The sequence below is a fragment of the Pseudoalteromonas sp. SaAl2 genome (assembly GCF_052947895.1).
In genome coordinates this window covers 2,740,240-2,753,306 of the sequence record NZ_CM129605.1, presented here as the reverse complement: position 1 = coordinate 2,753,306, position 13,067 = coordinate 2,740,240, and the positions used below count along the sequence as shown (strand labels likewise).

The 13,067-nt window shown below is 40.8% G+C and carries 14 protein-coding genes and 1 pseudogene; 13 read left to right on the top strand and 2 right to left on the bottom strand.

Annotation, left to right across the window (positions count from 1 at the left end; translation table 11 throughout):
- Positions 1-111 precede the first annotated feature (111 nt).
- On the bottom strand, positions 112-1,062 hold the full coding sequence (gene tal / locus ACU8V8_RS13020) for a transaldolase (RefSeq protein ID WP_446887794.1): 951 nt from the start codon (positions 1,060-1,062) through the stop codon (positions 112-114).
- A gap of 224 nt (positions 1,063-1,286) precedes the next feature.
- Between tal and yaaA the strand changes: the two genes are divergently transcribed.
- From yaaA to nagP, 4 genes are all read left to right on the top strand, one after another.
- The gene (yaaA, locus tag ACU8V8_RS13015) at positions 1,287-2,066 is read left to right on the top strand and encodes a peroxide stress protein YaaA (RefSeq protein ID WP_446887793.1); all 780 of its coding nucleotides are present in this window, start codon (positions 1,287-1,289) and stop codon (positions 2,064-2,066) included.
- 104 nt (positions 2,067-2,170) lie between these two features.
- On the top strand, positions 2,171-3,082 hold the full coding sequence (locus ACU8V8_RS13010) for a mechanosensitive ion channel family protein (protein ID WP_446887792.1): 912 nt from the start codon (positions 2,171-2,173) through the stop codon (positions 3,080-3,082).
- A 178-nt stretch (positions 3,083-3,260) separates the two neighbouring features.
- The gene (locus ACU8V8_RS13005) at positions 3,261-3,437 is read left to right on the top strand and encodes a DUF1289 domain-containing protein (protein ID WP_446887791.1); all 177 of its coding nucleotides are present in this window, start codon (positions 3,261-3,263) and stop codon (positions 3,435-3,437) included.
- 318 nt (positions 3,438-3,755) lie between these two features.
- The gene (gene nagP / locus ACU8V8_RS13000) at positions 3,756-5,057 is read left to right on the top strand and encodes an N-acetylglucosamine MFS transporter NagP (protein WP_446887790.1); all 1,302 of its coding nucleotides are present in this window, start codon (positions 3,756-3,758) and stop codon (positions 5,055-5,057) included.
- 97 nt (positions 5,058-5,154) lie between these two features.
- Here the strand turns inward: nagP and ACU8V8_RS12995 are convergent, their stop codons facing one another.
- Positions 5,155-5,520: a hypothetical protein gene (locus ACU8V8_RS12995; RefSeq protein WP_446887789.1), complete on the bottom strand. Its 366-nt coding sequence runs from the start codon at positions 5,518-5,520 to the stop codon at positions 5,155-5,157.
- A gap of 279 nt (positions 5,521-5,799) precedes the next feature.
- Here ACU8V8_RS12995 and glyA point away from each other — a divergent pair, with 279 nt between their 5' ends.
- From glyA to ACU8V8_RS12950, 9 genes and pseudogenes are all read left to right on the top strand, one after another.
- Complete coding sequence (gene glyA, locus ACU8V8_RS12990; protein ID WP_256828292.1) at positions 5,800-7,056, top strand: serine hydroxymethyltransferase; 1,257 nt, start codon at positions 5,800-5,802, stop codon at positions 7,054-7,056.
- 93 nt (positions 7,057-7,149) lie between these two features.
- Positions 7,150-7,599, top strand: coding sequence for a transcriptional regulator NrdR (nrdR, locus tag ACU8V8_RS12985; RefSeq protein WP_054552576.1), 450 nt, complete (start codon positions 7,150-7,152; stop codon positions 7,597-7,599).
- 1 nt (position 7,600) lies between these two features.
- Positions 7,601-8,725, top strand: a complete 1,125-nt coding sequence (gene ribD / locus ACU8V8_RS12980) for a bifunctional diaminohydroxyphosphoribosylaminopyrimidine deaminase/5-amino-6-(5-phosphoribosylamino)uracil reductase RibD (RefSeq protein WP_446887788.1) — start codon at positions 7,601-7,603, stop codon at positions 8,723-8,725.
- Positions 8,726-8,747: 22 nt separating this feature from the next.
- Positions 8,748-9,401 carry a riboflavin synthase gene (locus ACU8V8_RS12975; RefSeq protein WP_446887787.1) on the top strand — a complete coding sequence of 218 codons (654 nt, stop codon included), beginning with the start codon at positions 8,748-8,750 and terminating at the stop codon, positions 9,399-9,401.
- 69 nt (positions 9,402-9,470) lie between these two features.
- Positions 9,471-10,583, top strand: a complete 1,113-nt coding sequence (ribBA, locus tag ACU8V8_RS12970; RefSeq protein WP_446887786.1) for a bifunctional 3,4-dihydroxy-2-butanone-4-phosphate synthase/GTP cyclohydrolase II — start codon at positions 9,471-9,473, stop codon at positions 10,581-10,583.
- Positions 10,584-10,664: 81 nt separating this feature from the next.
- On the top strand, positions 10,665-11,129 hold the full coding sequence (gene ribH, locus ACU8V8_RS12965) for a 6,7-dimethyl-8-ribityllumazine synthase (protein WP_087530959.1): 465 nt from the start codon (positions 10,665-10,667) through the stop codon (positions 11,127-11,129).
- A 15-nt stretch (positions 11,130-11,144) separates the two neighbouring features.
- Positions 11,145-11,555, top strand: coding sequence for a transcription antitermination factor NusB (gene nusB / locus ACU8V8_RS12960; protein ID WP_087530958.1), 411 nt, complete (start codon positions 11,145-11,147; stop codon positions 11,553-11,555).
- 44 nt (positions 11,556-11,599) lie between these two features.
- On the top strand, positions 11,600-12,574 hold the full coding sequence (thiL, locus tag ACU8V8_RS12955; RefSeq protein WP_446887785.1) for a thiamine-phosphate kinase: 975 nt from the start codon (positions 11,600-11,602) through the stop codon (positions 12,572-12,574).
- Positions 12,571-13,055, top strand: a pseudogene (locus ACU8V8_RS12950) (phosphatidylglycerophosphatase A family protein). The gene thiL and the pseudogene ACU8V8_RS12950 overlap by 4 nt, the downstream one beginning before the upstream one ends.
- Positions 13,056-13,067: the final 12 nt, after the last annotated feature.

Sequence of the window (13,067 nt, the reverse complement as noted above, 5' to 3'; positions counted from 1 at the left end):
AATGTTACGTAAATGTGATGGCTGGATTAAATCTTTAACGTTAAAAAATAAAAAACGCCACAAATGTGGCGTTTTTTAAAGTAAGTGTTTATTCACTTATTATTTTAGTGGTTACATTGCCTTAAAGCGTGCTTCTAATTGCTCTTGCGCATCAGCAAATGAGCGAATACCTTCAGCTAGTTTTTCTGTCGCCATAGCATCTTGGTTATGTAACCAACGGAACTGAGACTCTGTAAGTGGCTCAGGTTTTGGCTCTTTAGGAATATCACTTTCAAGTAAGTATTCTTGAGCGCCTTCAAGCTTGCCTAAGTCTTCTAACAGGTTAGGGCTAATAGTTAGCTTGTCACAACCCGTTAGCGCGATAATTTCGCCGGTGTTACGGAAGCTTGCGCCCATGACCACGGTTTTATAATCATGGCGTTTGTAAAATTCAAAAATACTACGAACCGATTGCACACCTGGGTCTTGTAGTGGGTCGGTTGGTTTTTCCATGCCGTTTGCAACGTGCCAATCTAAAATACGGCCGACAAACGGTGAGATTAAAAATACGTTTGCGTCGGCACAGGCGCGTGCTTGGGCGTCGCTAAACAATAAAGTAAGGTTACACTTAGTGCCTTCTTTTTCTAGTTGCTCTGCGGCTTTAATGCCTTCCCACGTAGAAGCGATTTTAATTAAGATTTTATCTTTGCTTACGCCTTCTTTTTCATACAGGCTAAGTAAAGTATGGGCTTTATCGATAGTTGCTTGGGTGTCAAATGATAAACGCGCATCGACCTCGGTAGAGATATAACCCGGTACAATCTCGCTGATTTCTTTACCTAGTAATACGGCAAAGTAATCGCAAGCGAGTTCAAGTTGTTTGGCAGCATCTTGCTCGGTTTCTTTAGCATAGCTAAATGCTTTATCTAAATAAGGCTTATACGCTTCGATCTCGCTGGCTTTAAGAAGTAAAGATGGGTTTGTCGTCGCATCTTCAGGTTGGTGTTTTTTAATCGCTTCAATATCGCCGGTGTCGGCTACGATAGAAGAATGTTGTTTGAGCCTTTGTAGAGCTGAAGTCATTTGCTTTTCCTCATTCCAAGCAAGTTAAAAGAAAATCTACTGTAACTACCTTATACTGCAACACTGTGACAGCGCTTGATAGGTCATATGTCCGTATCAGTAAAGAACGAAGGCGCAATGCAAATTTTGCCGCGCAAAAGTAAGGTAGGACTAAACAAAACGTGCATTTCGTTTCATTTAATGTTGAAATTGACATTAAATAATTTACAAGTCAATAGCTAACTATGATCACTGTTATTTCACCTGCAAAAAATTTAGATTTTGAAAGCCAACCTACTACAGATAAATTCAGTCACCCTGAGCTGCTCGAGCACAGTGAAGAGCTGATGAGTGTTTGTCGTGAGCTTACACCTGCACAAATTAGTAGCTTAATGAAAATCAGCGATAAGCTAGCAGGGCTTAATGCTGCTCGTTTTAGTGAATGGTCACAGCCGTTTACTACAGAAAATGCAAAACAAGCCGTGCTCGCTTTTAACGGTGATGTATACGGTGGTTTAGCCGCCGATACACTCACAGCTGAGCAGCTTGATTACGCGCAAAGCCATTTGCGTATTTTGTCTGGTTTATATGGGTTACTGAAGCCGCTTGATTTAATGCAAGCTTACCGCCTTGAAATGGGCACCAAGCTTGATAACAGCCGCGGCAAGAACTTGTATGAATTTTGGGGCAGTATTATTGCTAATAAGCTCAATACAGTTGTTGCTGAGCAAGACAGCCAATACTTAGTGAACCTCGCCTCAAACGAGTACTTTAAAGCGGTTGATAAAAAAACCTTATCTGCGCAAATCATCACACCACATTTCAAAGACTGTAAAAATGGTCAATATAAAATTATTAGCTTTTACGCCAAAAAAGCACGCGGCTTAATGGCTCGCTATATTATTGAAAATAAAGTAACCCAATTAAGTCAGCTCAAAGAGTTTACAGTGGATGGTTACTATTTTAGTGAAGAAGCCACAAGTAAAGAACTTGAGCCTGTATTTTTACGCGACGAGCAAAACTAAGCGACATTTAAGCTTTAAATAAACCACGCAAATGCGTGGTTTTTTATTTTTGGCGTTTATTTTGCAATAACCTGATTATTAAATAATAGTTTTCAGGATCAATCATGCTAAATATCCCTTCAATTAGTGAAGCCGAAAAGCTTATCGAAGAAAAGCTCGGAGGCTGGTTTGATATTGTTATAAGCCATATACCTAACTTTATCGTCGCAGTACTGATTGCCATTGTATTTTCAATTCTCGCGCGCTTTTTAGGCTCCATGGTGCGTAAGGTTTTACGTAGATCGTTAGACTCCAAGCAAATAGCCGATTTAATGGCGTCCATCTTCAAGATGATCGTCTTATGTGTTGGGGTCTTTATTGCTCTGGATTTTATGGGGTTAAAAGGCACGGTTACTTCATTGCTTGCAGGTGCCGGTATTGTTGGTTTAGCAATTGGTTTTGCGTTTCAAGATATGACCGAAAACCTCATCGCAGGCATCGCCATGGGTATTCGAAAACCCTTTAAAACTGGCGATGTCATTAAAACCGATGATGCTTTTGGTACGGTTAAATCAATTAATTTACGTAATACCCTGATTGAAAACTTTTATGGTCAATTAATTCTAGTGCCAAATAAAATCCTATTTCGTAATGTATTACGTAACTACAGTACCTTAGGTGTTCGCCGCATTGAAGTGCCTGTGGGGATTTCATACGGTGATGATCCAGAACAAGCTGCCGAGGTGATAGTTAAAAAAATCAATGAGTTTGATTTTGTTATAAAGCAAGACGAAACCGCAGTTTATGCCGAAGGGTTTGGCGATAGCAGCGTTAATTTATTAGTTTGGTTTTGGATAAAATACCCCGGTGAAGCGGATTTTATGACCGTAAGGCACAAAGCGGTTGTTGCCGTTAAACAAGCATTAGCAGAAGCTGACATTAGTATTCCATTCCCAATTCGCACGCTCGATTTTGGAATTAAAGGGGGTGAAAAGCTTGATGCGATGATTAGTCAAAAACAGGATAGCCAAGATTAAACTCGCTTAATAGATACAAAGCGTATGCCGGAGTGCGCTTTGTATAATGTACTTTTTACTTAACCTTAATACTAATTTACATGCATTGATGCAGACGATTTAACTGACACACGACTAAATTCAAACTAAAGTTAGGTAAACTTGATTGTGAATAGTGGGGTTAGTTTGCGTGACAATAATGAACTTGAACCAAAAAAATCCCTGCATTAGATGTTGCTGCTTAGATAGTAGAGATATTTGTATTGGCTGTTTTCGCAGCCTTGAGGAAATACTTGAATGGCATAGCGCTTCAATCAATCGACAGAAACAAATACTTGCAACATGCCAAGGGCGTAAAGCTGCATCAAAAAAATAACGATTCTAACGACGCTCAGGGTGAGCTAATCAACATACTCTTTGAGCGAATTCTTTTGTGCACGATATAAACTTTTCAAAAATATAATTCCAGAATTTATCTAACTTATTGTAAGTAAAATTTATTTTCTACTTTAATCTGCAGTGGAAGTCGTTTATGAGTAACTTTCATGTAAAATGATAGCGCTGTCATTTTTGTTGGTGTATGATTAATTTTATGTAATAAAAATAATTTTAGTATTGCCGTGCCTTGGTTTTTAAAAGCATTTCCGCTGCAATACTAAAATAATTAATTAAAATAAACTGTTGAGATAAAACTATGGAAGCAACCGTCGAGTTAGAAGCAAATACTAAGCACAGTATTTGGCTGCCAATGACATTGGCAGGATCAATGTTCTTTATTTTAGGGTGTATAACCTGGCTTAATGGTGCAATTACTCCATTTTTACAACAAATGTTGGTGTTATCTCCGTTACAAGCTTCGTTTATTATCTCTTCATTTTACATTGCCGTAACGGTTGCCGGTATTCCATCGGCCATGCTAATTAAGCGTGTTGGTTATAAAAATGGGATGGCGATTGGCTGTGCGGTTATGGCTACGTCTGCTTTGATGTATATTCCTGCAGCTAAAATGCAAATGATTGAAATATTCTTATTTGCTCAATTAATGATTGGTGTGGGGCAAACAATCTTGCAAACAGCGATTAACCCTTATGTGGTAAAAATGGGCTCTGAGAAATCAGCTGCAGTACGTGTTTGTATTATGGGCTTATTAAATAAGTTTGCAGGTGTTATTGTACCGGTGATTTTTGCTGCCGTAGTAGTAAGTGGTGTCGTTGCCGACGGAGATCAATTATCGCAAGCGCAAAAAGATGCGATGGCAAATAGTTTAATTTTACCTTATTTAGCTATTGCAGGCTTTATTCTATTGTTTGCACTCTTTGCTAAATTTGCACCATTACCTGATTTAGTCTTCGAAGAGTCTGAAGGCAGTGGCAAAGGAGAAGTAAAAGAAGCCTTACAACATCCTCACCTCGTATTTGGTGTAATTGGTATCGCTCTGTACGTGGCTGTGGAAGTAATTGCCGCCGATACTATTGGTTCTTACGCGTTACAAATAGGTGTCGCCGACTACTCTGTAATGACCTCATACACTATGGCGTGTATGTTAATTGGTTACGCCATTGGTATAGCCCTTATTCCACGTTTTATGTCGCAGCAAAATGCACTTGTTATGTCTGGAGTTGCAGGTATTGTCACTGTGCTTGCTGTTGTACTAGGTAGTAATGAATCATTTATTATTGCTAACTTATTATTAGTACCGTTTGGCGGACCTGAATTACCAGACCCACTTTTATGTATCGCATTACTTGGCTTTGCGAATGCCATGGTGTGGCCTGCTATTTGGCCTTTAGCGTTAGCTGGGCTAGGGCGCTTAACGGGCACGGCCTCTGGCTTATTGATTATGGGTATTGCTGGTGGCGCGTTAGGCCCATTATTGATTGGTCTAGGGAATGTCGTTGGCCTCGGCCCGCAAGGTGCTTATGTTGTGATGATTCCAAGTTATATATTTATCTTATTCTATGCTTTGAAGGGCCATAAAATGAGAAGTTGGAAATAGAGAGGAATTGCTGACAGCAAAGTTAGCTAAGAAAGTTTGTTAGCTCTCAAGAGCGCGGTTTATACCGCGCTTTTTCTTGGTCTACAAAGCTAGCAAATTAAACCATAGAGCGGGAACGCCTGTTTAATACCCGAAGAGCTAAAATTAATAGCGCAATTAAGCAAATGATTACTCCTGTAATAGTTACTAATTGATGTGGCACCCAACGTATTATCAATAAACCAAATGTGAGTAATATAAAAGGTTTGAATTCATAGTAGTAATAGTGTTTTTTAACTCTGATTCGATTTACTTTATGGTCAACACGGCGCGCGTTTGAGCGTAAACGCCAGATATTCGCACCATAAAAAAACATCATAATGCCTAACAAGGTGGTAATAAAAGAATTACCGATAAGTAAACAACCTGCACCAAAGAAAAAATTTAAATAGGGAATTGATTCGTATATAGGTTTAGCGATCATAAGAGTGTGTACCATCATCCTTGACTGTAACTTAATTATTGATTGTACTTTAAATAGAAACCAAAGCAATTCATTAACATATTTAAATTATAAATGTCTGATCGTTTTGTTTATTAGTAATTTTTATGTTTCTATAAAAAAATATCATTACAAAAACACTGTGAATTAATTTCAATCCCTGTTTAAATATGTTCAACATAAGAGCATAGGCAAATTGACGTTTTCAGCGTATAATTCAGCCTTCAAAAAAATACCATACACGTTGCCCTAGGAGCCCCCATGTTAGAACGTAGCATGAATATTTCGGATTTTGATCCAGAGTTATTTGCAGCAATCAATAAAGAAACTGCACGTCAAGAAGAGCACATTGAGTTAATTGCCTCTGAAAACTACTGTAGCCCACGCGTATTAGAAGCGCAGGGTTCACAGCTTACAAATAAATATGCAGAAGGCTACCCGGGCAAGCGTTACTACGGTGGTTGTGAACATGTTGATGTAGTTGAGCAACTTGCTATTGACCGTGCAAACGAATTGTTTGGTTCTGATTACGCAAACGTACAACCACATGCGGGTTCACAAGCAAACGCCGCTGTGTTTTTAGCGCTTTTAGAAGCAGGTGATACAGTACTAGGTATGAGCTTAGCGCATGGTGGTCACTTAACGCATGGTTCACATGTCAGCTTCTCTGGTAAACTTTACAATGCCATCCAATACGGTCTTGATGAAGCGACGGGTGAAATTGATTATGCACAAGTTGAAGCGCTAGCGCTTGAGCATAAACCAAAAATGATCATCGGTGGTTTCTCTGCATATTCAGGTATTGTTGATTGGGCTAAATTCCGTGAGATCGCTGATAAAGTCGGTGCATACTTATTTGTAGATATGGCTCACGTTGCAGGTTTAATTGCGGCGGGTGTTTACCCAAGCCCAGTTCCTCATGCCCACGTTGTCACTACAACGACGCATAAAACATTAGCAGGCCCACGTGGTGGTTTGATCATTTCTGCATGTGGCGATGAAGCTATCTACAAAAAGCTTAACAGCGCAGTATTCCCAGGTGGCCAAGGTGGTCCTTTATGTCACATCATTGCAGCAAAAGCTGTGGCATTTAAAGAAGCACTTCAACCTGAGTTTAAAGAATACCAAACCCAAGTTGTTAAAAATGCTCAAGCAATGGTTGCAGTAATGCAAGAACGTGGCTACAAAATCGTTTCAGACAAAACTGAAAACCACTTGTTCTTACTTGATTTAATCGATAAAGACATCACAGGTAAAGATGCAGACGCAGCCCTTGGTAATGCTAACATCACTGTAAACAAGAACTCGGTACCAAACGATCCTCGTTCACCGTTTGTTACATCAGGTCTTCGTATTGGTTCACCTGCAATCACTCGTCGTGGTTTTAAAGAAGCTGAATCAAAAGAGCTTGCAGGTTGGATTTGTGACGTACTAGACAATATCAATGATGAGTCTGTACAAGCACAAGTTAAAGAGCAAGTTAAAGCAATCTGTAAAAAGTTACCTGTTTACGCTTAATTGGTAATTTAGATCACAATAGCGATGTTTTTTGCTATTATAAAGGCCGCCTTACCGCGGCCTTTTTAGTTTTTGATTCGGAAGCAGACACCTATGCATTGTCCATTTTGCACCGCAAAAGATACCAAAGTGATAGATTCACGTTTAGTTGGCGGTGGTCACCAAGTTCGCCGCCGCCGTGAATGCAATGAATGCCATGAGCGCTTTACCACTTTTGAAGGGGCTGAATTGGTGATGCCAAGAGTAATAAAGCAAGATGGCAGCCGCGAACCATTTAACGAAGACAAACTGCTCAATGGCTTACACCGAGCGCTAGAAAAGCGCCCTGTTAGCACTGAGCAAGTAGATGAAGTGGTCAATATAATTAAATCACAGCTACGTGCCACCGGAGAGCGTGAAATTTCGAGTCACTTAATTGGTGAATGCATTATGGAGTCATTAAAAAAACTCGATAAAGTAGCTTATGTTCGCTTTGCTTCTGTGTATCGCTCGTTCGAAGATATACGTGAGTTTGGCGAAGAAATAGCGCGTTTAGGCGATTAGTATGCAATTTACAGAGCAAGACCACTTTTATATGAGCCGCGCTATTGAGCTGGCAAAGCGTGGCCGTTTTACGACAACCCCCAATCCTAACGTTGGTTGTGTATTAGTTAAAAATGGCGAGATTGTTGGTGAAGGTTTTCATCAATTAGCAGGGCAAGGCCATGCTGAAGTCAATGCTTTAGCTATGGCAGGGGAGCAGGCAAAAGGGGCTATCGCCTACGTTACGCTTGAACCATGTAGCCATTTTGGCCGAACGCCACCGTGTGCAGAAGGTTTAAAAAACGCTGGAGTGCGTAAAGTAATCGCCGCAATGGTCGATCCTAATCCGCAAGTAGCAGGGAAGGGATTAGCCATTTTAGCTGATGCAGGCATTGAAGTCGCATCAGGTTTACTTGAACCACAAGCCCGGTTATTAAATCGTGGTTTTCTAAAGCGTATGGAGCGGGGACTGCCATTTGTAACGTGCAAAATGGCGGCGAGCCTTGATGGTAAAACAGCATTGCAAAATGGCCAAAGTAAATGGATAACCTCTACTAAAGCGCGCCAAGATGTGCAGTTATTCCGTGCACAAAGTTGCGCAATTTTAACTGGCGCTGACACCGTGCTAGTTGATGATGCGAAATTAAACGTACGTCAAAATGAATTACCGCAAAAGCTACCAACAACGCTGCCACTGCGTCAGCCTATTCGCGTTATTGTTGATTCACAAAACAGGTTAACCCCTGACTTAGCGCTTTTTAGCATTGAAGGTGAAATAATAATCCTCACCACTAAGCTTGATAAATCTAAACAATGGCCGCATTACGTTAAACATATTGTAGTGCCTGAAAAAGAACAAAAAGTAGATTTATTAGCGGCACTAAAACTATTAGCACAACAACAAATAAACTCTATTTGGTTAGAAGCAGGTGCAACCCTTGCCGGTGCCATGACTGAACAAAATTTAATTGATGAGTTTGTAGTCTATCTTGCGCCTAAATTGCTAGGAAATGACGCGAAAAGTTTACTAAATTTTGCAACTCTGACTAGTATGCAAGATACTGTTAACCTCGCTATCAAAGAATGTGCATGTGTGGGCGAAGATATCCGTATTATTGCCGACATTGCGACAACGAAATCGTCTTAACTTATTATTGAGAGTAACCATTATGTTTACTGGTATTATTGAAGCAACTGGGGTCATTAGCAATTTGCGAAAAACCCAAGGCGATTTAGCTATTCGAATCCAAAGCAATGACTTAGATATGTCGGATGTTAAACTCGGCGATAGCATTGCCACCAATGGCGTGTGTTTAACCGTAGTTGAAAAACACCAAGATGGCTTTAGTGCTGATTTATCTAATGAAACAATCAGCCTAACGGGATTTGCACATTATCAACAAGGGCAAAAAGTAAACCTTGAAAAAGCCATGCAGCCTGTATCTCGCTTAGGCGGCCATTTAGTTTCAGGGCATGTTGACGGTATTGCTACAATTACCGGCATCACCGCGAATGCACGTGCAACAGAGTATTGGCTTACAACAGATGCTGAGCTAATGAAGTATATACCTTATAAGGGCTCGGTGTGTGTAGACGGTATTAGCTTAACGGTTAACGCTGTTGAGGGGAATAAATTTAAGCTTACTATCGTTCCCCATACAGCAGAACAAACAACGATTGCTGATTTTAAAGTAGGCACACAAGTAAACTTAGAAGTTGATCAAATAGCCCGTTATTTAGAGCGTTTGATCAAAGGTGCAGAACAGCCAGCAGGTTCAGATATTTCAATGAGCTTATTAGCTCAAGCCGGTTTTATGAAGTAATAACCAAACCAACTCGAGATACGAATTGGTTTAGGTAAAAAGACTCCACAACTTAATTATGAGTAGATTATGAATTTACACAGCGCACAAGAAATTATTGATGACATTAAAGCCGGTAAAATGGTTATTTTAATGGATGACGAAGACAGAGAAAATGAAGGCGATTTAATTATTGCTGCTGAGCATATTAGTGCTGAAGCCATTAACTTTATGGCGACCCATGGCCGCGGCCTTATCTGTCTAACGATGACACAAGAGCGCTGTGAGCAGCTTGATTTACCATTAATGGTTAAAAATAATGGTGCTGCATTTTCTACTAATTTCACTATGTCGATTGAAGCATCGAAAGGCGTGACGACAGGTATCTCTGCTGCTGATCGGGCGCGTACAGTACAAGCTGCTATTGCAAAAGGCGCAGTACCAACAGATATCGTACAACCTGGGCATATTTTCCCTATTATGGCTCAACCAGGTGGTGTACTAACACGCGCAGGTCATACAGAAGCGGGTTGTGATTTAGCGCGCCTAGCGGGCCTTGAACCGTCGTCGGTAATCGTTGAAATACTCAATGCAGATGGCACTATGGCGCGTCGTCCAGATTTAGAGATATTCGCGAAAGAACATAACATTAAAATTGGTACTATCGCTGATTTAATTGAATACCGTAACATCAACGAAACCACAATTGAGCAAGTTGCTAAATGCAAGTTACCAACTCAACATGGTGAGTTTGACCTAGTGACGTATAAAGACACCATTGATGGTCAACTCCATTACGCTTTATTAAATGGTGAAATAAAAGCCGATGAGCCAACGCTAGTACGTGTTCACTTACAAAGTACCTTTAATGATATTTTGTTATCAGATCGCAGTTCCGACCGAAGCTGGGGTTTATCAGAGGCCATGGCTTATATTGCAAAGCACCAAGGTGCATTGGTTATACTTGGTAAACAAGAATGCACAGAAGAATTAGAAGCGACAGTAAAAGCATTTGCTGCAGAAGATGTGGGTGAAAGTGTTAGTCATCGTAAATTCCAAGGTACATCGCGGACTGTAGGCGTGGGATCACAAATATTGGCTGACTTGGGTATTAAACAAATGCGTTTAATGAGTAGACCGAAAAAGTACCATGCGCTTTCTGGTTTCCATCTTGAAGTTGTTGACTATGTAGAGCCGCAATAAGCTAGGCTATTTTTTTATTTTTATGCTATGATGCGCTGCAATTTTTGCGCAATCGCTTGAACTTATTTTTAGGGTTATCGAATGAAAATTATCGAAGGTAATAAATACGCACCGGGCAAGAAATTTGCCATTGTCATTTCACGCTTCAATGACTTTATTGGTAGCAGCCTATTAGCAGGCGCTGTTGATGAATTAAAGCGTACTGGTGGTGTATCTGAAGATGATATCACTGTAGTTTATGTACCAGGTGCGGTTGAGTTACCTTTAGCAGCGAAACGCGTTGCAGCAAAAAAAGAGTATGATGCAATCATCGCTTTAGGCGTTGTGATCAGAGGTGGTACACCACACTTTGACCTCGTTGCTGGCGAATCAAACAAAGGCTTAGCGCAAGTGTCGCTTGAGTATGATATCCCGGTTGCATTTGGCGTATTAACCACAGAAAGCATTGAGCAAGCGATTGAACGCGCTGGCACCAAGATGGGCAACAAAGGTGGCGAAGCTGCTTTAGGTGCGCTTGAAATGGTTAATGTGTTAGATAAAATTTAAGTTTAAGGAATTTTTGTGAAACCAGCAGCAAGACGTAAAGCACGTATCTTAGCACTTCAAGCCGTTTATTCTTGGCAACTAAGTGGCAATGCAATTGCCGATATCGAGCAACAAATGTTGATCGAAAACGACGTGACTAAAATCGACGTTGAATATTTTAAAGACCTCGCTCGTGGCGTTGCTGTAAATAAAACGCAACTTGACGAAGCTGTTTCTCCACACCTTACCCGTCCATTTGATGAGTTAGATATGGTTGAAAAGGCGATCTTACGTCTGAGCGCTTATGAGCTAAAATTCCGCGAAGATGTACCATACAAAGTAGCAATCAATGAAGGTATTGAGCTTGCTAAAATCTTTGGCGCAGAAGACAGCCATAAGTTTGTCAATGGTGTATTAGATAAAGCAGTTAAGCAATTACGTAAGTAATCTTACTGCAAAAGGAGAGCCGGCATAGGCCGGCTTTTTTGTGTATGAAGGAATTTGAATTAATTAACCGCTACTTTAAAGGTCGTGGCATTACACGTCGTGATGTAAACCTTGGAATTGGCGATGACTGCGCTTTAGTAACTGTCCCTGAGAACTGCCAGCTGGCAGTAACCACTGATACCTTAGTGAGTGGCGTACACTTTTTTGATGATATCTCTCCTCGTGCTTTAGGACATCGCGTTTTAGCGGTCAACTTAAGTGATTTAGCTGCAATGGGCGCTGAGCCTACTTGGGTATCTGTTGCACTAACATTACCTAATCTTGATGTTGAATGGCTCGAAGAGTTCACCGAAGGCATGCATGAAATTGCCGAATATTTTAATGTACAAATAATTGGTGGTGATACCACTCAAGGTCCACTATCAATCACTATTTGTGCAAAGGGCACCATACCACAAGGTACCGCATTAAGACGCGGCGGCGCAAAGGTCGGTGATTGGATTTATGTTACCGGTCCCTTGGGAGATGCGGGGCTAGCCATTGAGGCGCGTAAGCAAGGCATTGATGTTGCTCCAGAGCACCTTCGCTATATCAATCAACGCTTTGACTACCCGACTCCACGAGTTGCAGCAGGGCAAGTGTTAAGAGGAGCTGCTTCAGCTGCTATTGATATCTCAGATGGCCTTATGGCTGATTTAGGTCATATCTTAGCAATGTCTCAAGTAAGCGCACATATCAACGTGGATAAAGTGCCGACCTCAGACGCAATGCGTGATACGCTAAATAAAACACAGCAACTACCTTTTATCTTAAATTATGGTGACGACTATGAACTCTTGTTCACCGTTCCTGATAACAATAAAAGTATGTTGGAATTAAAACTGCGCCAATATGGAATTGAAGCAAGCTGTATTGGCCAAATTAAAAGTGGTGAAGGGCACATCGAGCTGATGCTTGATGGTGAAAAGCTTGAATATCAAGAAACAGGCTTTGAACACTTCTCCAAGGAGCCGGTTTGAGTAACCCTGCAAAATTTAATTTAAAGCGCCCACATCAATTTTTTGGTTTGGGCTTTGGTTTAGGACTAGCACCTAAAGCTCCTGGTACATTTGGCACCTTTGCAGCCCTGCCGTTTATTTTTATGACCATGCACTATCCACTTTGGTTACAGGTAGTTTTTGCTATAGTGATCAGTGTGTTCGGTATTTGGGCTTGTGGCAAAACGGCTGACGATTTAGGCGTTCATGATCATCCAGCTATTGTTTGGGATGAAGTCGCCGGGTTTTATATTACTATGATAGGGGCAGCACTAAGCTGGCAGTCTTTACTGGTGGGCTTTTTATTGTTCCGCTTTTTTGATATTGCTAAACCTGGGCCAATTCGCATTCTAGATAAAAAATGCATGGTGGTGTTGGTATAATGGCCGATGATGTTTTAGCGGGTATATTTTCATTAATTTGCGTGCAAGCACTTTTAAAAATAGGCTACCTACCCCTTTAACCCTAGTTTTTG

Excerpts from the sequence above, each read along its gene's own strand:
- nagP (WP_446887790.1), top strand. The coding sequence starts at position 3,756 with ATGGAAGCAACCGTCGAGTTAGAAGCAAATACTAAGCACAGTATTTGG.
- ACU8V8_RS13005 (WP_446887791.1), top strand. The coding sequence starts at position 3,261 with ATGAACTTGAACCAAAAAAATCCCTGCATTAGATGTTGCTGCTTAGAT.
- ribBA (WP_446887786.1), top strand. The coding sequence starts at position 9,471 with ATGAATTTACACAGCGCACAAGAAATTATTGATGACATTAAAGCCGGT.
- ribH (WP_087530959.1), top strand. The coding sequence starts at position 10,665 with ATGAAAATTATCGAAGGTAATAAATACGCACCGGGCAAGAAATTTGCC.
- ribD (WP_446887788.1), top strand. The coding sequence starts at position 7,601 with ATGCAATTTACAGAGCAAGACCACTTTTATATGAGCCGCGCTATTGAG.
- ACU8V8_RS12975 (WP_446887787.1), top strand. The coding sequence starts at position 8,748 with ATGTTTACTGGTATTATTGAAGCAACTGGGGTCATTAGCAATTTGCGA.
- ACU8V8_RS12995 (WP_446887789.1), bottom strand. The coding sequence starts at position 5,520 with ATGATCGCTAAACCTATATACGAATCAATTCCCTATTTAAATTTTTTC.
- tal (WP_446887794.1), bottom strand. The coding sequence starts at position 1,062 with ATGACTTCAGCTCTACAAAGGCTCAAACAACATTCTTCTATCGTAGCC.
- yaaA (WP_446887793.1), top strand. The coding sequence starts at position 1,287 with ATGATCACTGTTATTTCACCTGCAAAAAATTTAGATTTTGAAAGCCAA.
- ACU8V8_RS13010 (WP_446887792.1), top strand. The coding sequence starts at position 2,171 with ATGCTAAATATCCCTTCAATTAGTGAAGCCGAAAAGCTTATCGAAGAA.
- glyA (WP_256828292.1), top strand. The coding sequence starts at position 5,800 with ATGTTAGAACGTAGCATGAATATTTCGGATTTTGATCCAGAGTTATTT.
- nrdR (WP_054552576.1), top strand. The coding sequence starts at position 7,150 with ATGCATTGTCCATTTTGCACCGCAAAAGATACCAAAGTGATAGATTCA.
- thiL (WP_446887785.1), top strand. The coding sequence starts at position 11,600 with ATGAAGGAATTTGAATTAATTAACCGCTACTTTAAAGGTCGTGGCATT.